The 17,455-nt window shown below is 53.2% G+C and carries 15 protein-coding genes, 1 tRNA gene and 2 pseudogenes; 14 read left to right on the plus strand and 4 right to left on the minus strand.

Translation table 11 applies throughout. From position 1 onward, the window contains the following. Positions 1 to 269: 269 nt before the first annotated feature. Positions 270 to 2,009, minus strand: coding sequence for a dipeptidase (locus tag IB245_RS06440; RefSeq protein ID WP_192227022.1), 1,740 nt, complete (start codon positions 2,007 to 2,009; stop codon positions 270 to 272). Between the two features lie 286 nt (positions 2,010 to 2,295). On the opposite strand from IB245_RS06440, the gene IB245_RS06445 reads away from it, so the two are divergent. The 7 genes from IB245_RS06445 to IB245_RS06475 all read left to right on the plus strand — a co-directional run bounded on the left by IB245_RS06445 (position 2,296) and on the right by IB245_RS06475 (position 10,417). Next, on the plus strand, positions 2,296 to 3,465 hold the full coding sequence (locus IB245_RS06445; protein WP_192227023.1) for a DUF1624 domain-containing protein: 1,170 nt from the start codon (positions 2,296 to 2,298) through the stop codon (positions 3,463 to 3,465). Between the two features lie 338 nt (positions 3,466 to 3,803). After that, a complete protein-coding gene (gene nirB, locus IB245_RS06450) occupies positions 3,804 to 6,365 on the plus strand; it encodes a nitrite reductase large subunit NirB (protein ID WP_192227024.1) in 2,562 nt (853 codons plus the stop codon). After that, positions 6,365 to 6,742: a nitrite reductase small subunit NirD gene (nirD, locus tag IB245_RS06455; protein WP_192227025.1), complete on the plus strand. Its 378-nt coding sequence runs from the start codon at positions 6,365 to 6,367 to the stop codon at positions 6,740 to 6,742. The genes nirB and nirD overlap by 1 nt, the downstream gene beginning before the upstream one ends. A gap of 40 nt (positions 6,743 to 6,782) precedes the next feature. Next, the gene (locus tag IB245_RS06460; protein ID WP_008029579.1) at positions 6,783 to 7,223 is read left to right on the plus strand and encodes a CBS domain-containing protein; all 441 of its coding nucleotides are present in this window, start codon (positions 6,783 to 6,785) and stop codon (positions 7,221 to 7,223) included. Positions 7,224 to 7,475: 252 nt separating this feature from the next. Continuing rightward, positions 7,476 to 7,549 (plus strand) — tRNA-Cys (locus IB245_RS06465). A gap of 394 nt (positions 7,550 to 7,943) precedes the next feature. After that, positions 7,944 to 9,503, plus strand: coding sequence for an AAA family ATPase (locus IB245_RS06470; protein ID WP_192227026.1), 1,560 nt, complete (start codon positions 7,944 to 7,946; stop codon positions 9,501 to 9,503). Beyond that, positions 9,500 to 10,417, plus strand: a complete 918-nt coding sequence (locus IB245_RS06475; RefSeq protein ID WP_192227027.1) for a hypothetical protein — start codon at positions 9,500 to 9,502, stop codon at positions 10,415 to 10,417. The genes IB245_RS06470 and IB245_RS06475 overlap by 4 nt, the downstream gene beginning before the upstream one ends. A gap of 88 nt (positions 10,418 to 10,505) precedes the next feature. On the opposite strand, the gene IB245_RS06480 is transcribed toward IB245_RS06475, so the two are convergent. Beyond that, positions 10,506 to 10,805 (minus strand): integrase, encoded by a 300-nt coding sequence (locus tag IB245_RS06480; protein WP_192227028.1) that lies wholly within the window; start codon positions 10,803 to 10,805, stop codon positions 10,506 to 10,508. A 43-nt stretch (positions 10,806 to 10,848) separates the two neighbouring features. Between IB245_RS06480 and IB245_RS06485 the strand changes: the two are divergent. From IB245_RS06485 to IB245_RS06515, 7 genes and pseudogenes are all read left to right on the plus strand, one after another. Further along, positions 10,849 to 11,328 (plus strand): annotated as a pseudogene (locus IB245_RS06485) (late control protein); the annotation flags it as partial. A 56-nt stretch (positions 11,329 to 11,384) separates the two neighbouring features. Further along, positions 11,385 to 11,948, plus strand: a complete 564-nt coding sequence (locus tag IB245_RS06490) for a glycoside hydrolase family 19 protein (RefSeq protein ID WP_192227029.1) — start codon at positions 11,385 to 11,387, stop codon at positions 11,946 to 11,948. Beyond that, entirely contained in the window at positions 11,930 to 12,472 is a 543-nt protein-coding gene (locus IB245_RS06495; RefSeq protein WP_192227030.1) for a lysis system i-spanin subunit Rz, read from the plus strand. The genes IB245_RS06490 and IB245_RS06495 overlap by 19 nt, the downstream gene beginning before the upstream one ends. A gap of 150 nt (positions 12,473 to 12,622) precedes the next feature. After that, positions 12,623 to 13,417: a DNA adenine methylase gene (locus IB245_RS06500; RefSeq protein ID WP_192227031.1), complete on the plus strand. Its 795-nt coding sequence runs from the start codon at positions 12,623 to 12,625 to the stop codon at positions 13,415 to 13,417. A 166-nt stretch (positions 13,418 to 13,583) separates the two neighbouring features. Beyond that, complete coding sequence (locus IB245_RS06505) at positions 13,584 to 14,423, plus strand: hypothetical protein (RefSeq protein ID WP_192227032.1); 840 nt, start codon at positions 13,584 to 13,586, stop codon at positions 14,421 to 14,423. A gap of 75 nt (positions 14,424 to 14,498) precedes the next feature. Next, positions 14,499 to 15,608, plus strand: a complete 1,110-nt coding sequence (locus IB245_RS06510; protein ID WP_192227033.1) for a hypothetical protein — start codon at positions 14,499 to 14,501, stop codon at positions 15,606 to 15,608. 88 nt (positions 15,609 to 15,696) lie between these two features. Then, a pseudogene (locus IB245_RS06515) lies at positions 15,697 to 16,054 on the plus strand (DNA polymerase V subunit UmuC); the annotation flags it as partial. Between the two features lie 59 nt (positions 16,055 to 16,113). On the opposite strand, the gene IB245_RS06520 reads toward IB245_RS06515, so the two are convergent. Beyond that, complete coding sequence (locus IB245_RS06520; RefSeq protein ID WP_192227034.1) at positions 16,114 to 16,323, minus strand: hypothetical protein; 210 nt, start codon at positions 16,321 to 16,323, stop codon at positions 16,114 to 16,116. A gap of 624 nt (positions 16,324 to 16,947) precedes the next feature. Next, on the minus strand, positions 16,948 to 17,157 hold the full coding sequence (locus IB245_RS06525) for a hypothetical protein (RefSeq protein WP_192227035.1): 210 nt from the start codon (positions 17,155 to 17,157) through the stop codon (positions 16,948 to 16,950). Positions 17,158 to 17,455 lie beyond the last annotated feature (298 nt).

A 17,455-nucleotide genomic window follows, 5' to 3' on the forward strand; every position in this document is an offset into this window, starting at 1 on the left:
TTAGACATGACTCTCCCGTAGGCCCTCTGTCGGGGCTTGTGCGCGTGCGGGGGAGGTAAGACAGCCGGCAGGATGTGGCGCTCGCAGCCGCTCCGGTGTCGACAGCGATGCTCGCTCCATTGACCAATGGCAGCAAGAGCAACTTTATTCAGAGATCGTTGCTCTGGAGGCAACGATGATGGCAAGGCGTGAAAAGACTGCTTCAGGAAAGTGGGTCAGGACGTTGTAAACGTCGGACCCGCCAGAGCAGCGGGTCCGAAGGGGAGGGCTTAGAGTTTTGGCAACTGGCCGATGCGCCCGAACATCTCGGTCACGATCTGCAAGTCCAGCAGGAACTGGTCGACGGTCTTGAACTCGTTGTCGGTGTGGCCGGTGTATTTGACTTCGGGCCGGGCCAGGCCGAACTGCACGCCGTTGGGCAGTTCATGGACCGAAGTGGCGCCGGCCGAGGTGCCGAATTTGTGTTCCATGCCCAGGTTTTCGCTGGCCACGGCGAGAAGCGCCTTGACCCATTCACCCTCGGGATTGCGGTACATCGGTTCGGCGATCGAGTAATCGAAGGCCACCGCAACCTGGGATTTCTTGCTCCAGGCGTCGAGCTTGTCGGCGATTTCGCGCTTGAGCACTTCCGGGGACTTGCCCTTTGGTACGCGCAGGTTGACCGCGAGTTTGAAGGTGTTTTCATCCATCCCGACAAAGGTCAGGGAGGTGGTCAACGGCCCCATGAATTCATCGGAAAAACCGACCGCCAATTTGCCACCCAGATAATCGAGCCCCCAATTGTCGGCAGCGTAGCGGGCCGCGTCGGTGATGTGGTTGTGCTTGAGGGCGACCTTGCCGTCGAGGCTGTTGATGAACACCAGCATTCTCGCCACCGGGTTGATTCCGGACTCGGGCTCGGAGGAGTGGGCGGAAACGCCGGTGACTGTCAGCGTGACGTCTTTGCCGACGACCTTGGCCGTCACCTCGAAATCGCCGCCATTGCGCTTGGCGTATTCGGTGCCGGCCTTTTGCAGGCTGGCGGCCAGCTCGGCGGGTTTGTCACTCAGCAGGGTGGCGACCGACGCCGACGGAATCTGGTTGGTGGCCAGGCCGCCAGTCATCGAGACGATTTCAGCACCCTTGCCGTCAGCCTTGCGCTTGGGGAAGTTGGCCATGACGGTGCCGTAGCCTTTCTCGGCGATCACCACCGGGTAGCCGCCATCCAGCGCCAGGTTGTAGTTGGGTGTGGGGTTGTGTTCGAAGTAATAAGGGATGGCGTCGCCGCTGGTTTCCTCGGTGGTGTCCACCAGCAACTTGAAATTCCTCGCCAACGGCAGCTTTTCTTCCTTGATGACTTTCATGGCGTAGAGCGCCACCACGATGCCGTTTTTGTCATCTTCGGTGCCACGGCCATACATGCGATCGCCAATCAGGGTGACCTTGAATGGATCGAGGCGGGTGCCGTCTTTCAGGACCCAGTTTTCCGGTGTCACGGGCACCACGTCGGCGTGGGCATGAATGCCCACCACTTCATCGCCGCTCCCCTCGAGGGAGATTTCATAGACGCGGTTGTCGACGTTGCGAAAGGTCAGGTTGAAGGCCTGGGCCAGGCTCTTGATCTTGTCGGCGATCTTGATGAATTCAGGGTTGTCGTGCTGGGCAACACCGTCCACGCGGAAGGTCGGGATGGCCACCAGTTCGCGCAGCGTCTCGGTGGCGGCGCTGCCGTATTTCACCCGCGCATAGAGGCCGAGCAGGCGATGGATTTCGTTCTGCTGGTCGGCGGAAAGGCTCTTGTTGCCGAGGAAGGCAGAGATTGCCGTGCCGAGGTCGTCGGTTTTGGCCAGGTCGCTCTTGGCCACGCTTGTCAGGAACTGCCTGAAATCCGTGATCGATGCGTCACTGAACGTCTTGAGAATGGCCGCGCCTTGCTGCGGGGTGATGTTGGCGTGCGCTGCTGAGGTGAACGACGAAAGACTGGCCAGCATCAACGTTGTCGCGGCCAGGTGCTTGAGTGAGAAGTCCATTGTTGAAGGCATTCCTTTGCAGGTGTCTGATTAATGAAACAAAACATTTCAACATTAACACTGTAGGAGCGAGCCTGCTCGCGATGGTTTAAAGGACGCTGCGTTTACCCAGGCAACACGCGTTTGCGTTAACGACCATCGCGAGCAGGCTCGCTCCTACATGGTTTCTTTCTAAATGTGCACAAACTAAAAAAATGCTTTGAGATGTTATAGGGTAACAATATAAGGTGCCCGGCAGGCTGTCCTGCGGGACACGTTTATTCACCCCTTGCGTTGCGAAACATCCATGACCCTTGCACCTTCTCGCTCCACCGGCACGGCAGTTGGCCGGCTTCTTTCCATCGATGCATTGAGGGGCATGGTGATTCTGTTCATGCTGCTCGACCACGTCCGCGAAACCTTTTTCCTGCATCGGCAAGTGTCCGATCCGATGGACATCACCACGACCGAGCCGGCGCTGTTTTTCAGTCGCACGCTCGCTCATTTATGCGCGCCGGTCTTCGTGCTGCTCACCGGTCTGTCGGCCTGGCTGTACGGTGAGAAGTACGCCGGCAAGGCCGACGTTTGCAGCTTCTTGTTCAAGCGAGGGCTGTTTCTGGTGGTGCTTGAGTTCACCCTGGTGAACTTCGCCTGGACGTTCCAGTTTCCGCCGACCGTCATTTACATGCAGGTGATCTGGGCCATCGGCTTGAGCATGCTGGCCCTGTCGGTGATGGTCTGGCTGCCGCGTCCGGTGTTGTTGCTCCTGAGCCTGGCGATCATTGCCGGTCACAACGTGCTGGATGGTCTGCATTTTCCGATCGAGTCGGCGATGCACGTGCCATGGGCGATTCTCCATGATCGCGGCTGGATCGAACTGTCCGAAGGGTTTCGGTTGCGCACGTCCTATCCGGTGCTGCCGTGGATAGGAGTCATTGGCTTGGGTTACGCCATGGGCCCGTGGTTCGGGCGAGCGGCGCAGGCCAAGGGACGCCAACGCAAGTTGCTGCTCTGTGGCGTTTTGGGGCTGGTCGGTTTCGTCGTACTGCGGCTGCTCAACGGCTATGGCGAGAAGCCATGGAGCGTTGGCGATACGTCCGTGCAAACACTGATGAGTTTTTTCAACATCACCAAATATCCGCCGTCGCTGCTGTTTATTGCGCTGACCCTGAGCCTCGGATGTTTGCTGCTTCTCTGGTTTGAGCACTTGCAGAAGAGCCAATGGCTGCGTCCCTTGACGGTGTTTGGATCAGCGCCGATGTTCTTCTATCTGTTGCACCTCTACGTACTGAAGGTTTTGTATCTCATCGCTGTAGCGCTGTTCGGATTGAATCAGGGCACGTACTTCGGTTTCGACTCGGTAGGCGCGGTTTGGATCGCCGCAATCCTGTTGGCCATTGCGCTTTATCGCCCGGTCCGTTGGTTCTCCGGGCTGAAGGCCCGACGTCGCGACATCGCCTGGCTCAAATACCTGTAATGCCCATGAATGCACTTTTATAAAGCCGTGAGGCCTCGGTCTGCACTATGCGAAGGCAAAACTCTGGAGCCTGTTCGCTGCTCGCGCCTGAAAAACGCTGCGCAATCAGCGTTTTCGCGATCTGGCACAAACACTGCAATACACCGGACAGGCCCACCATAAACGCAGTCGAGTGGGCAGCCCCCTCGGTCAACGACGATCGAATCATGGGCAACATCGGTGGATCAGGCATAGACGTCTGGTGCTAACACCGCAAAAGAACAGGCAAAGACGCCTGGAACCGCAAGGTTTCAGGCGTTTTTTTTTGCTTTTTGAACCGTTTTAGCCGGGTGCTTCTTATGAATTCCAATGTTGCCGCGTTGAACAAAGTGCAAACGCTGATCGTGATCGGCAATGGCATGGTCGGACATCATTGCGTCGAGCAGTTGATTGAGCGGGGCGCGCTTGACCAGTATCGGCTGCACGTCTTCAGCGAGGAGCCGATGCGTGCCTACGACCGCGTGCATCTGTCCGAGTATTTCTCGGGGCGTGATGCCGAATCGTTGGCGCTGTCCGATGCGTCGCTTTACCAGACGCCGGGCGTCACCCTGCATTTGGGTGTGCCGGTGCTGGAAATCGACCGCACCCGTCGCCAGGTGATTACCGCGCAAGGCAGCATCCCTTACGACAAGTTGGTGTTGGCCACCGGCTCTTACCCGTTTGTGCCGCCAGTCGAAGGTGCCGAAGGCGATTCGCGCCTAGTGTATCGAACCCTTGAAGACCTCGATGCGATCCGTGCCGCAGCAGCCAATGCCCGACGCGGCGTCGTGGTCGGCGGTGGCCTGCTGGGTCTTGAAGCCGCCAATGCCCTGAAAAGCCTCGGCCTGGAAGCGCATGTGGTGGAGTTCGCCCCGCGCCTGATGCCGGTGCAGCTGGACACAATGGGTGGGCTCGCGCTCAAGTCGCAGATCGAAAGACTCGGCGTCGGTGTGCACCTGTCGCGCTCTACTCAATCGATCAGCGCGGGCGAGGAATATCGCTACCGCATGAACTTCGCCAACGACGAGTTTCTTGAAACCGACCTGATCGTGTTCTCGGCGGGCATCCGTGCACAAGATGCGCTGGCCCGGCAATGCGCGCTGGAAATCGGCCCGCGCGGCGGCGTAGTGATCAATGACGAATGCCTGACCAGCGATCCGGACATTTACGCTATCGGCGAATGCGCCTCCTGGAACGGCGGCCTGTTTGGCTTGGTCGCGCCGGGTTACCAGATGGCGCGCGGTGTGGCGGCACGTCTGTGCAACGACACGGCAGAGCCGTTTCTGGGCGCCGACATGTCGACCAAACTCAAACTGCTGGGCGTCGACGTCGGCTCCATCGGCGATGCCCACGGCAACACGCCGGGCGCACGCAGTTATCAGTTCATCGACGAAACCACGGCCAGCTACCGACGGCTGGTGGTGGATGCCTCGGGCAAGCATGTCATCGGCGCGGTGCTGGTCGGCGACAACAGCTACTACGACACGCTGCTGCAATACATGCAGAACGCGATTGCCTTGCCGGGGGAACCCGCCAGCCTGATCCTGCCGTCATCCGAAGGCGCTCCGACCCTGGGCCCGGGCGCGTTGCCCGAATCGGCCACGGTCTGCTCGTGCCACAACGTCACCAAGGGTTCCATCTGCTCGGCCATCGATGGCGGCTGCACCGACCTGGGCCTGCTCAAGTCTCAGACCAAGGCTTGCACCGGCTGCGGTGGCTGCGCCGGCCTGCTCAAGCAAGTGTTCGAACATGAGTTGATCGCCCGGGGCGTCAGTGTCGACAAAAGCCTGTGCGAACACTTTGCCTATACCCGTCAGGAACTGTATGCGCTGGTCCGCGTAGAAGGGGTCATCACCTTCGAAGAACTGCTGGCTAAACACGGCCGCGGCCACACCGGTTGCGACGTCTGCAAGCCGGCCGTGGGCTCGATTCTCGCGTCGTGCTGGAACCAGCCAATCATGGACGCATCGCTGGTGCCGTTGCAGGACACCAACGACACCTTCATGGCCAACATGCAGAAAAACGGCACCTATTCTGTGGTGCCGCGCATTCCCGGTGGTGAAATCACCGCCGACAAACTGATCGCGATCGGTGTGGTGGCGAAAAAATACGACCTCTACACCAAAATCACCGGCGGTCAGCGGATCGACCTGTTCGGCGCGCAGCTGCATGAACTGCCGGACATCTGGGCCGAGCTGATCGAAGCGGGCTTCGAAACCGGGCACGCCTATGGCAAATCGACCCGGACGGTGAAGTCGTGTGTCGGCAGCACCTGGTGCCGTTATGGCGTGCAGGACAGCGTGCAAATGGCCCTGACCATCGAGGACCGCTACAAGGGATTGCGCTCGCCGCACAAGCTCAAGTTCGCAGTGTCCGGTTGCACCCGTGAGTGCGCCGAAGCCCAGAGCAAAGACGTCGGCGTGATCGCCACCGAGAAGGGCTGGAACCTCTACATCGCCGGTAACGGCGGCATGCGCCCGCGCCACGCCGAGCTGTTCGCCACAGACCTGGACGATGCCACGCTGATCCGCTACATCGACCGTTTCCTGATGTTCTACATCCGCACCGCCGACAAACTGCAACGCACCTCGGTGTGGCGCGAAAGCCTGGAGGGCGGCCTCGACTTCCTCAAAGAGGTGATCATCAACGACAGCCTCGGGTTCGGTGCCGAACTCGAATCGCAGATGCAACTGGTAGTCGACCGCTACGAATGCGAGTGGGCCAACGCCCTCAAAGACCCGGAAAAACTCAAGCGCTTCCGGACCTTCGTCAACGATAAACGCCCGGACCCGGACATCCATTTTGTCCAGGAACGCGGCCAACGGCGCCCGATCATGGCTGCCGAACTCAACCTGATCCCTGTCACCGAGGAGATTGCCTGATGAGCCAGTCCACTACCCAACGCATCGATTCCCTGGCCGACAGCGATGTCTGGCAAACCGTGTGCGAGCAGCAGGACCTTGTCTCTAACTCCGGCGTCGTCGTGTGGCTCGACGGCGCACAAGTGGCGCTGTTCTACCTGCCGGGCGCGGAGGGGCGAAGCCTCTACGCCATCGACAACCATGACCCTCAATCCGGGGCGAACGTCATCGGGCGCGGGCTGGTCGGCAGCATCAAGGGTGATCTCGTGGTTGCTTCACCGATCTACAAACAGCATTTCCGTCTTGAGGACGGCAGTTGCCTGGAGTACCCGCAGCAACGTTTGCGGGTCTGGCCGGTGCGGCTTAACGGCAGCGTGGTGGAAGTCGGGCTGGCTTGAGGTCAAGCATCGGCAATAAGCAACGATAGCGGAGGCATCCATGAAAACAGCCGCACAGCTGCTGAAACTGAAAGTCGTGCAAAACCAGCACGTGCATAGCATCGCGCCAGACCAGATGGTGCTTGAAGCACTGAAAATGATGGCCGAGAAGAATGTGGGCGCGCTGCCGGTCATCGAAGCAGGGCAGGTGGTCGGCGTTATCAGCGAGCGCGACTATGCGCGCAAAGTCGTTCTACAGGGACGCTCCTCGGTCGGCACGCCGGTGCGCGACATCATGAGCGCGCCGGTGGTGACAGCCGACAGTCAGCAGAGCATCGAGCGCTGCATGGAAGTCATGACCGACAGCCACCTGCGGCATCTGCCGGTGTTGGATAGCGGCGAGCTGATCGGGTTGTTGTCGATTGGCGACCTGGTCAAAGAGGCAATTGTCGAGCAGGCCGATTTGATCCGGCAATTGGAGTACTACATTCGCGGGCACTAAGCGGGCCGGGGGCATGCTGAAGCCGTATTGGTGCGCGCGGGCGAAGCGTTGAGCCTGCGTCGCAACATGCAAAGCACCCGGCAAATTTTTTTTTGAAATCAAGGGGTTGCCAGTCTTCGGAAATCAGTACATAATTCACGCCATCGAAAGCACTGACCGCTGAAAAAGCTCAATGTTTTCAAGGAGTTAGATCTAGATCTTCTCCAAGACTGTACGCGTTTGGTGTTGTGCTACATGACATCAGATGTTTGAGGCCGAGTAGCAAAATGGTTATGCAGTGGATTGCAAATCCACCTACGCCGGTTCGATTCCGACCTCGGCCTCCACTATAAATAGCCCCGTAGATCAACGATCTACGGGGTTTTTTATTGCCTTTAGAAAACTCATGTGTTCCGCATTTTTTGGGCGGAGTTCCGCAACGTCGGATGATCGGTGCAATTATATCGTGAACGTAAAAGCTCACTGGGAGAGAGGGGAAGATTGGGGTCACTGTCCAGCGACAACATACGCTTCGTCACTGGATCATTTGACGCTCCTCATATTCCCGCCGGGTAAACCCCGTCGCCATCATCATTGATGCTTTTTTAATGTGTGAGCTGACTGGGCTGGGCGCGATTCCGCTCGCTGTCTAAGATTCTTCTGCAAAACGATAGACACGACGGTGGCAAAACGCTACGTTTGTCATTTTTTAGTCCGTATTAGTATTGAACAGGGACGTAAATGAGCATTCATAGCATTAAAGTTGAAAACTTCAAAAAATTCTCTTCCTTGGAGTTGGATTTGAGGTGCCCTATAACTTTGATTTATGGGGAGAATAGTTCGGGCAAGACATCTTCGATACGGGCTCTGCTCGGTTTAATGCAAACGTTTTTGGTGAGCAATAAATATCAAGTGTGGAATGCGCAGGGTGAGTTTGTAGATCTAGGCTTATATAAAGATTATATAAAAAACCACAATATAAAAGAAAAATTTAGTATTTCTCTTCGTAGTTCAGAATACACTCCATATCAGTTTAATTATAAGCGCGGACAAAAGTCTAAGGTCAAACAAAAGCCCAGGCACGAAACGGAACAAAAATTTACGTACGAGCATGATGCCTCAACTAACCAGGCTAAACTTTTCTCGTTCACTGAAACGACATATGGGGAGGACTTAGCTGATCTTGTAAAGATATCGCCAGAGTATGGGATGGAGACGATTTCTAGTCCTTCAGTCTCTCTTAAGGTTTCCAGGCCTCGGACAAGAAGTTATTTTCACTATAGTGTGGATCCTAAGTCTATCATCTCCATGTTTAGTGGTGAGGCTTTTGACAATAATATAAAAGAAAATTATTCCTCTTCTAGTCAGCCATTAGAAGTAAATCTCGATCAAAAATTTAAAATATCTCAACGGCATAACGAAACTAAAAAAGGTATTGGTCGAAGTTTTTTCAAGTTTTATCAATATAATCGTGCAATGGATGAGACGGGGAAGTTTTTATCTAAGATATTCTATCTTGGACCTCTAAGAATGAGTCCTTTTCGAAGCTATAAAATTTCCTCTCATACTTCAGATGTAGGTCCGACCGGTGACACGACACCGTTGGCATTGTCGTACCTTCATAGGCGCGCGCAAAAGGACAATACAAAAAACAAACTACATCAGGCAAGGTATAGAAATTTTTTAAATTGGTTCGAAATGCTTTTTCCGGGTTATGAGATCAGCGTTGAACAAAGTGAAGATGTTGTCCGCCTAAAGGTTAGAACTGCTGGAAGGGTGGATTCAATATCGGATGTGGGGTTCGGATTTTCGCAAGTATTACCGATACTCGTCCAGGCTGCATCTATGGAGCCGGATGAGACTCTAATTATTGAACAGCCGGAGCTTCATTTACATCCGAAGGCGCAAGTGGCGTTTGCAAACTTCCTTACGGCGGCGGCTAGGTCTGGAGTTAAATTTATTATTGAAACCCATAGCGAGCATATCCTGAAGGGTTTGCAACTCCAAATCTCAAAGGGGCAGCTAGCAGATTCGGTTCAGGAAAATGATGGTGTCGACGTCACTCCTATCGAAAAAACGGCAGCTGTTGGAATATCATCGGAAGATATAAGGATATATTACTTCCATAAAGATGACGCTGTGACAAATATGAAGCTGAATCAATGGGGGGAAATTGAAGGGGGGTGGCCAGACGGATTTTTTGATGAAAGTTATAAGATTTCGAGTGAGATCGTAAAAAATAAAATTGCGTCTATGGGCAGTAATTTTAAAGTGTCTTTGAAGAAGAGTTTTCTGGGATGAGACTTGCTATTGATGCGGAAGCGATACTGGCTGCTTTCTCGGGTCAGAACGCAGAACTGGAAGATGTGCTGCGCCCTTCGATCTTGGCGATTACTAAATTAATAGTTGATGACTATGGAAGCAAGATTAGTTTAGACGGTAGCGGAATGAGTAAGGACTGGTTGAATCGTGTTTACTCAACACCACAGAGACTTAGGATGGTTTCTGAGGCTGAACTTTCAGAGTATTCATTGGCTGAGCCTGAAGATCTAGAATGTCACTATGTGGGAGCAGCTTATTATAACGGTCAGCATTTAATTAGAGACGCCGCATCGCCTTCGATAGCTGTGAAAGCGAAGCAGTTTGGTTTGAGGCTTTCTAATACTTCAGACAAAATTGATATAGAGAGCCTTTGTGGCCACAAAATTGTAGCGCATTTTTCACTGAATTCGTCTACAAGTTATAAGCACAATATACTGAGGGACTTTTTTGCAAACGAAACTCAGGTTGTGATTTATGATCGATATCTCAAAGCGTCATCTCTTTGTTTTCTTGAAACGGTAATCAGAGCTGCTCATAAAAATGTATGTGTAACTATCATTAGCGAGTTCGACAGTAATGGTAACTCTTCTCTGACGAAAGAAGTAGTGCAGCAATCTTTGAAGAAAGTTAGGCCGCATGGAACGATAAATTGTTATTACCCGAATTTTAAGGAAATGAGCGATAAGCATGATCGACACATTCACCTGAATAACAGACTGCAATTAACCTTTTCCAGCGGGATGGATTGTTTTGGGTTGGCGCCAGAATGGAATAACAGTGAGTGCGATATTCATGTTTATTTTCTAAGTGGTGAATCCGCTATACGCGACTATCCGGTGAAAAAAGAGATTAAAGGTAATGGTGTGGTGATAAAATGCTTTTCTAAAATATAAAATTTTAGGGTCTCCTTGTTAATTTCAACAGGGGGGATTTAATACAAGCTGCCGATTAAGCTAGAGGTGTCTAACTGTTGGGCGTAATCTATTTGGTCGGTTGGACGATTTCTCCAACGCGGCGATAAACTTTTTTCGTCATTTCCTGCGTTGAGTGGCCGAGCAGCCGGCTAGCATGATTAATATCGGCAATTTCGCTGGCAGCTTTTGGACGGATGTCGCGGAACTGGAACTGACGGATCGCGGCGGCAAGCGTTATGTCACCTTCAGTTACCGCCTTCGTGGCTGCTTTTTCTCGGGCTTCATCCCACCGATTTCTCAGCATGGCGTAACTCATGCGCAGGCCTGCTTGGTTGGTGATCAGACTTGAACTTCTGATGCGGGCCATGGTTTTGCGCTCAAGCAGAGCATCGAGGAAGGTGCTTAGGTTCACCATCGCCCGCAAGGACGTCAGTCGCTGGCAGTTTCGCTTGGGCGATCGCAACACGCACGGCAAGGTGGCCACCAAGCACCAAGACAAGAAGGGCGGCAAGCTGTCGGTTGTCTCCCTGGACAACGACGACGCGCCGGCGGGCCTGCCGTCGGTGCACACCGATCGGCACATTCACCCGAACAAGACCGCCGCCGAGTCCGCGGCCAAGGCGCGTTTGGCGGCGTTCAACCGCTCCGGGGCCGGGGTGCGTTTCGAAATGCCCGGTCGCACGGATCTGTTTGCCGAACGGCCGATCAATGCTCAAGGCTTCAAGGTTGGGCTCGATGGCGAGTATCTCGCAGACTCGGTCGAGCAGGTCTACACCCAATCCGGCTGGTCGACCACGGTCGAATGCAACGGCGGCAACAAGGGCAAAGCCAAGGCCAAGGGCAAGAAAAAGAAGGAGGTGAAGCCGGTCAAGGTCGTCAATCTCGGCTAATGCTTTTGCGTCCCCATTAACCCGCCGCGAGCGGTTTTTTTATGTCTGGAGTTTGTATGTCCATCACAGAGCAACAGCTACAACGCATCATGCCCAACGCCCGCCGCCAAGCGGGCGTTTTTGTTTCCGCACTCAACGCCGCCATGGCCCACCGGCAAATCAATACGCCGAAACGTCAGGCCGCGTTCCTGGCCCAGCTCGGGCACGAGTCCGGCCAACTGCAGTACGTCCGCGAGTTGGGCGGCGATCAGTACCTGAGCAAGTACGACACCGGCAATCTGGCCGAGAAACTGGGCAACACCCCGGAAGCGGACGGCGATGGCCAGCGCTATCGCGGTCGGGGCCTGATCCAGATCACCGGTTGCAACAACTATCGTCTATGCAGCTTGGCCCTGTTCGATGACGAGCGCTTGTTGCGTACCCCAGAGTTGCTCGAACTGCCGCAATGGGCCGCCGAATCCGCCGCCTGGTTCTGGGCGCAAAACGGCCTCAACGAACTGGCCGACCGTGACCAGTTCAATAGCATCACCCGCCGGATCAATGGTGGACTGAATGGTTTGCAAGATCGGTTGCAGCTGTGGGAGCGGGCGAGGGCAGTGCTATGCGTCTCGTCGACCTGATCCCGGCGCCGTATCGGCTGCTTGCGGTGGGTGTGTTGTTGGCTGTGCTGCTCGGTGGTTCAGTCGCGATCACCTGGCAGGTTCAAGACTGGCGCCACGGTCAGCAGCTGGAACAACAAGCCCGCCTGCAGGCGGAAACCCTCAGTCAACTGACATTGGCCGCTGCCATTCAACAACGTGCCGAGCAAGACAAACGCATGGCGCTCGAGCAGCGACTGTCAGCCAGCGAACAAACCCATTACCGAGCCCTGAACGATGCCCAACGTGATCAAGGTCGCCTGCGCGACCGTCTTGCCACTGCTGATGTGCGCCTGTCAGTCCTACTCGATGCCACCGAGTCAGCCAAAGGCTGCTCAGTGCCAGCCACCACCGCCACCGGCGGCGTGGTTCATGGCCCCACAAGAGCCCAACTTGACCCAGCGCATGCTCAACGAATTATCGGCATCACCGACGCCGGCGATCGAGGATTGATCGCCTTGGCGGCCTGCCAGGCCTATGCCAAAGAAGTCGCAGCACCGAAGTGAAAAAGAGCGACCAGAGTGGATGCGTCAACATCCATCCCGGTCGCCGTCCCTGCAGATTGCCCCTGCAAGTCCAGCCAAGGCTCTTGCTCCGTGCACAAAGCGCGGCGAGCCTAGCACCTGTTTATCCATACAGTAAAGGTCTTGCTCTCAATGTCCACACCCATCATCCCTTGGATGGGCGGAAAACGCCGCCTGGCCGATCGCCTCATCCCGCTTTTTCCACCACACGAATGCTACGTCGAAGTCTTTGCTGGCGGCGCCGCGCTGTACTTCATGCGACCCCAGGCAGCACCGGTTGTAGTCCTTAACGACATCAATGGCGACCTGGTCACGCTGTACCGCGTCGTGCAGAACCACCTAGAAGAATTCGTGCGCCAATTCAAATGGGCACTCAGCTCACGCCAGGTATTCGAGTGGCAGAAGATGACCCGCCCCGAAACCCTCACCGACATCCAGCGCGCCGCACGGTTTTTCTACCTGCAGCACCATGCCTTTGCCGGCAAGGTCACAGGGCAGACGTTCGGCACCGCGACCACTGGCCCGGCCATCAACCTGCTGCGGATTGAGGAAAACCTCTCGGCCGCCTGGCAGCGCTTGTCCGGTACCTACGTCGAAAACCTTCCCTGGCTTGAATGCGCCGAACGCTATGACCGTGCCCATACCTTCCATTACATGGACCCCCCTTACTGGCAGACCGCTGGCTACGGCGTGGACTTCCCGTTCGAGAACTACGAGCGAATGGCCGACTTCATGCGTCGCTGCAAGGGCAGGGTGATGGTCAGCATCAACGACCATCCAGACATCCGCCGCGTGTTCGACGGCTTCCACTTCGAAACCTTGGATATCCGTTACACCACCACAAACCAGCGACAGGCGAAGGCAGAGTTGACTGGCGAACTGATTGTCATGAACTGGGAACCTGCAGCTTTAGGGGGATTGTTTTAGGCAGAAAATTATGTCTGCTTTAATTTTTGTAGATGTGACTTGTCTACGCCCCCTGGCAATTAACATTTGAATTTCATCTTGATTTTTTAACCATGGTTGGCGAACAGATATTTTCATGTCATATTGATATCGCATAGACAGAAACTAATAAAGCATGGGGAGTTGTATGAAAAAACTATCGTTGCGGATAAGTACAATACGGCTCGTGGCGCTAACATTGGTAAGCTTGATCAGCACTAATTGTTTTTCTAATGATGAACCTCTGTCTGAAGATACGTTGCTCACTAAACTTCCTGACTCTGCGCGGATGGTTGTGAAAAAGGCAATGAACCATGTCCATGCTTATGATCGGAATGTGGTGAGTTTTGATGGCAAAACTGTTTATGAAGATATATTCGGGTTCAGTCACCCTTGCTATTCAAATCAACCGAATTGTTTTAATACCGCATCGTTTCCCAATCTATCCTTGATGTATCATCATGGTTTAGATGTTGGCGAGACGTTTTCAATAAAATATGACCCTCCTAGTTCAAGTGCCGATCTTTTTTCCTTAGATGGGTATGTTTTGAATTCGGGTGTGAAAACTAAAGATTATGTCTCGTTTGATTTTGTCGCGGGTACGAAGAATCAAGCACCAAGAACAATAGGTGATTTTAATAAGCTGACAAATTACACCTTTCAGTTTGTTTATGATGATCCGAAGAAATTTGAACTGTATCCGGGTATGGATAAGGAAATCGCGCTTGAAATAGAAATGAAAAAAATTACTGGTCTACTTAAAAGCGAGCAGTATGAAGAAGCTTTGCCGCGATTCCAACGTGTGTTTAAGGCGCTGGATGCAAATAATATGAAGATTGATGAGGTTCTTGCCTATTACTATATCTTCACGTTAGATAAAACAGGTCGGAAAAAATCGGTTATGAATTTGGCAGAAGGATATCTCAATGAGTGGGGAAAGAAAGGTGCTCACTATAACGAGGTAGTTGAGATGCTAGGTAAGCAGTGAGTTATGCATTGATTTATTGGTGATTGATTTTTATCGTGGTCTGGTTTTTGGTTTTTATGTTCTGCTGAGGTTGTTATGTTAAATATTCAATCAGTGTTCCGCAGCGCTCGCCGTTTAAAACTGGCTTTTTATTACGGTTCATTATTGTGTGTGATTCCTCTTCAGTCGACCTCGGCGGATACACAGGTCATCGTTGCAGAGGGCAGTACTGAAACCTGCCACACTCGCCCCATCGCATTGAATCTTGCACACACTGGTGCACTTAATGATGCTCATCGCGAGTGCGAAGCACTGGGAGCTGAGTGGAGATTCGGTAAGCTGCAGTTTGCAGGTTATGAGCAATGTAAGCAGTGTGGTAGTTCTGGTGAATTTGAATGCAAGGTGACACAAGCAACCTTTGTATGTAAACGACCAGATCCAAAGAAAAAAGCTAGTCAAGTATCTGAGTCAGATAAGACTTCAAGTACTATAAAAAATGCATTTGGTGAGCTTGAGAGTGGTAAGCCAGCCCCTGCCGCTGCTGCATCAAAAGGGCCTCTCGGTGCGTTAACTGAGCTAGATGATTTGAATAAAAAAATCAAAGCGCAACCAGTTAGGATTTTATCTCCTGCTAACAAAGCCACCACCTCCTCTAGAATAATTGAGGTTTCCGGAGATACGCAAGGTTATGCTAAAAATAGTGTGTTAAACGTGCAGTTTAATGGTGCCAGCCAACAAGTGATGACATCCGATACGGGCTCGTTTGACACCAAGGTCGCTCTAAAGTCAGGGCGAAATGAAATAAAAGTATGCGCTCATGAGAAATGTTCAACAGTGGAAGTAAACGCTGATATCGAAAAGCTTTCACTTATGGCGACGCTCACGTGGGAGGCTGGTACTGACCTTGATCTGAGGGTCGAAACACCATCCGGAAATACCTGTAATTTCAAGATGCAGTCTGCACGAGGGGAATGTACTTTAGACATTGATGATACCAAGGGTGTTAGACCGGAAAATATCTCCGTTCCGCTTGATGCACCGAAAGGCGAATATAAGTTTACTGTGATTAATTTTAGCGGTAGAGCGGGTGTGTCCGGTAGAGTTCAGACTTACTATAATGATCAGCCATTCATAACCAGGGATTTTATTACCAGTTCTCGTAAAGGCGATGTCGAAGCGACGATTGTGTTAACAAAATCAAAATAATTCAGTCGGCCCAGTTTTATTTAATGCAGTAGTGTTCTTGGCTCAATTCGTGATAGGGGAAGATCAACACAGGTCCTGACCACGTCTCTCCCTCGGGTGCCGGCTGCGCAGCCAGGTATTGCGTTGTACGGCATCCGGTGGGTGTCGACATTGCCCCTAATAAAACTCTGGCCAAGCTGGCGAACCAGAGGGCCAAGCGCCTGCAGCTGCAAAACGGCGGCGTGGTGTATATCTCCGACGTGCACAAGCGTGACTCGGTGCTGGGCAATACCGAAGCGACCGAAGTCTGGGCGCCGGTGGATGAGGGCGCACTTTTTTAGGCATCAAGTCCGCTCGGGAATTGGCCGGTACCGCTTGCCTGGAATTGGTATGAGCCGGGTCGGTGGAAACAGGAGATCTGCTGCAGCCGAATGTTCGGTAAGCGCCTGCCCGAGCTGCCGACAATCAATTGCGATGCGAGCAAGGCCCATTGGCACGAGGCTGGGCCGAATTAGGTGGGATTTAATCACACCGGTGCCATCAAAACCGCAAGCGTCAGCTTTATAAATTCTTCGTTCTTGTCGATGGTGTCCAGAGCTCCGCGAACGTTGTCGGCGACATCAGCAGAGCCCCGCTGTTCGACCCAGTTGGACAGCTCCAGGATGGCAGCTTCGAGGGCTAGCTGGTTTTCGTTGAATTTGAAGAGCAGGGAAGGGAGTAGATCTGAATTAGGCATCGCGAATCCTCGGTGGAGGTTTTAGCGTAGCAGTGAAGTCTGGGAGAACGAGAAACAGACACCGTAACAGACATCTAGTTGGAGCGGGGTGGGCTGGAGGACTTGAAAATAGTGGAGCGGTGAAGGGAATCGAACCTCGTAATCAACATGGGAGGCCGGAGATGAGCGGCGGCGAATGAAGTAAAGGGTCCAGGGCTACCAATCACTCTCCCTACTTTATGGAATGTCTGAAGTAGCCACGAATCAGTCCAACACCTGCACGCCGCAAAAATATCCGGTTGAATCAGCGAAGAGCTACATTCGTACTCTTTAGGTTCTATCACAAGTAGAGAAGCGATCTCCATGGGTGGCGTTATAGTGCGCTCTCGCAGCCTTGCATTCTTGCTCTGAGGGATAGCTAGATTCAACCTTTTTTTTTGGGTCTCCTTTATGGTTATAACTAGTAAGTGTCCATCGCTCTGCTGAATTAGCATCAAGTGAAGGAAGAGCAAGGAGTAATCCTACAGAAATGGTTAGAATGCCAGTTGCCATTGTAAATTTAATCATGTCAACTCCAAAGGCTGAATGTAGGTAATGTGTCTTGACTTGTAATCATGAGTTTTTACAGCTTCAGGCCGATTGCAATCACTCGGGTGTCATCAGCACCGCTAGCGTCATTTTGATAAACTCCTCGTTACGATCAATCGCGACTAGGGCGCCCCGGACGTTATCGGCAACCTCCGCTGCACCACGCTGCTCGACCCAGTTTGTGAGCTCCATGATGGAGGCCTCAAGGGCGAGCTGGTTTTCGTTGATCTTGAATAGCAGGGCAGGGAGCAGGTCTGAGTTTGGCATCGCGTTTCCTCCATGAAGATTTCAGCATAGCAGCCGAATTGAACCTTAGATTGTAATTAGAGTGATTGAGGGGCGCTGTCAGAAACCTACATAGGCAATCACTAGAGTTGACGCAGGGCGTAATGAATATTTGAGTCCGCTAACGCTTAGCGCTGCTAATTTGGGAAAGTTTTAGGGCATATTTAGGGCAAGATCAGGGCCGCTACGGGCCGCAGTACGCCCCGGCTAGTTCGCTACAACGCCGCTTTTTACGGCCTGGAGCGGACCATAGGAGGGCTTGAAGGGGTTCGAATCCCTA

It is taken from the genome of Pseudomonas sp. PDM02, assembly GCF_014852285.1.
Classification (GTDB): Bacteria; Pseudomonadota; Gammaproteobacteria; order Pseudomonadales; family Pseudomonadaceae; genus Aquipseudomonas; species Aquipseudomonas migulae.

Bases quoted from the DNA above. Each gene is read 5' to 3' on its own strand.
- IB245_RS06490 (WP_192227029.1), top strand. From the start codon at position 11,385: ATGTCCATCACAGAGCAACAGCTACAACGCATCATGCCCAACGCCCGC.
- nirD (WP_192227025.1), top strand. From the start codon at position 6,365: ATGAGCCAGTCCACTACCCAACGCATCGATTCCCTGGCCGACAGCGAT.
- nirB (WP_192227024.1), top strand. From the start codon at position 3,804: ATGAATTCCAATGTTGCCGCGTTGAACAAAGTGCAAACGCTGATCGTG.
- IB245_RS06480 (WP_192227028.1), bottom strand. From the start codon at position 10,805: ATGGCCCGCATCAGAAGTTCAAGTCTGATCACCAACCAAGCAGGCCTG.
- IB245_RS06520 (WP_192227034.1), bottom strand. From the start codon at position 16,323: ATGCCTAATTCAGATCTACTCCCTTCCCTGCTCTTCAAATTCAACGAA.
- IB245_RS06525 (WP_192227035.1), bottom strand. From the start codon at position 17,157: ATGCCAAACTCAGACCTGCTCCCTGCCCTGCTATTCAAGATCAACGAA.
- IB245_RS06460 (WP_008029579.1), top strand. From the start codon at position 6,783: ATGAAAACAGCCGCACAGCTGCTGAAACTGAAAGTCGTGCAAAACCAG.
- IB245_RS06510 (WP_192227033.1), top strand. From the start codon at position 14,499: ATGTTAAATATTCAATCAGTGTTCCGCAGCGCTCGCCGTTTAAAACTG.
- IB245_RS06505 (WP_192227032.1), top strand. From the start codon at position 13,584: ATGAAAAAACTATCGTTGCGGATAAGTACAATACGGCTCGTGGCGCTA.
- IB245_RS06445 (WP_192227023.1), top strand. From the start codon at position 2,296: ATGACCCTTGCACCTTCTCGCTCCACCGGCACGGCAGTTGGCCGGCTT.
- IB245_RS06470 (WP_192227026.1), top strand. From the start codon at position 7,944: ATGAGCATTCATAGCATTAAAGTTGAAAACTTCAAAAAATTCTCTTCC.
- IB245_RS06500 (WP_192227031.1), top strand. From the start codon at position 12,623: ATGTCCACACCCATCATCCCTTGGATGGGCGGAAAACGCCGCCTGGCC.
- IB245_RS06440 (WP_192227022.1), bottom strand. From the start codon at position 2,009: ATGGACTTCTCACTCAAGCACCTGGCCGCGACAACGTTGATGCTGGCC.
- IB245_RS06495 (WP_192227030.1), top strand. From the start codon at position 11,930: ATGCGTCTCGTCGACCTGATCCCGGCGCCGTATCGGCTGCTTGCGGTG.
- IB245_RS06475 (WP_192227027.1), top strand. From the start codon at position 9,500: ATGAGACTTGCTATTGATGCGGAAGCGATACTGGCTGCTTTCTCGGGT.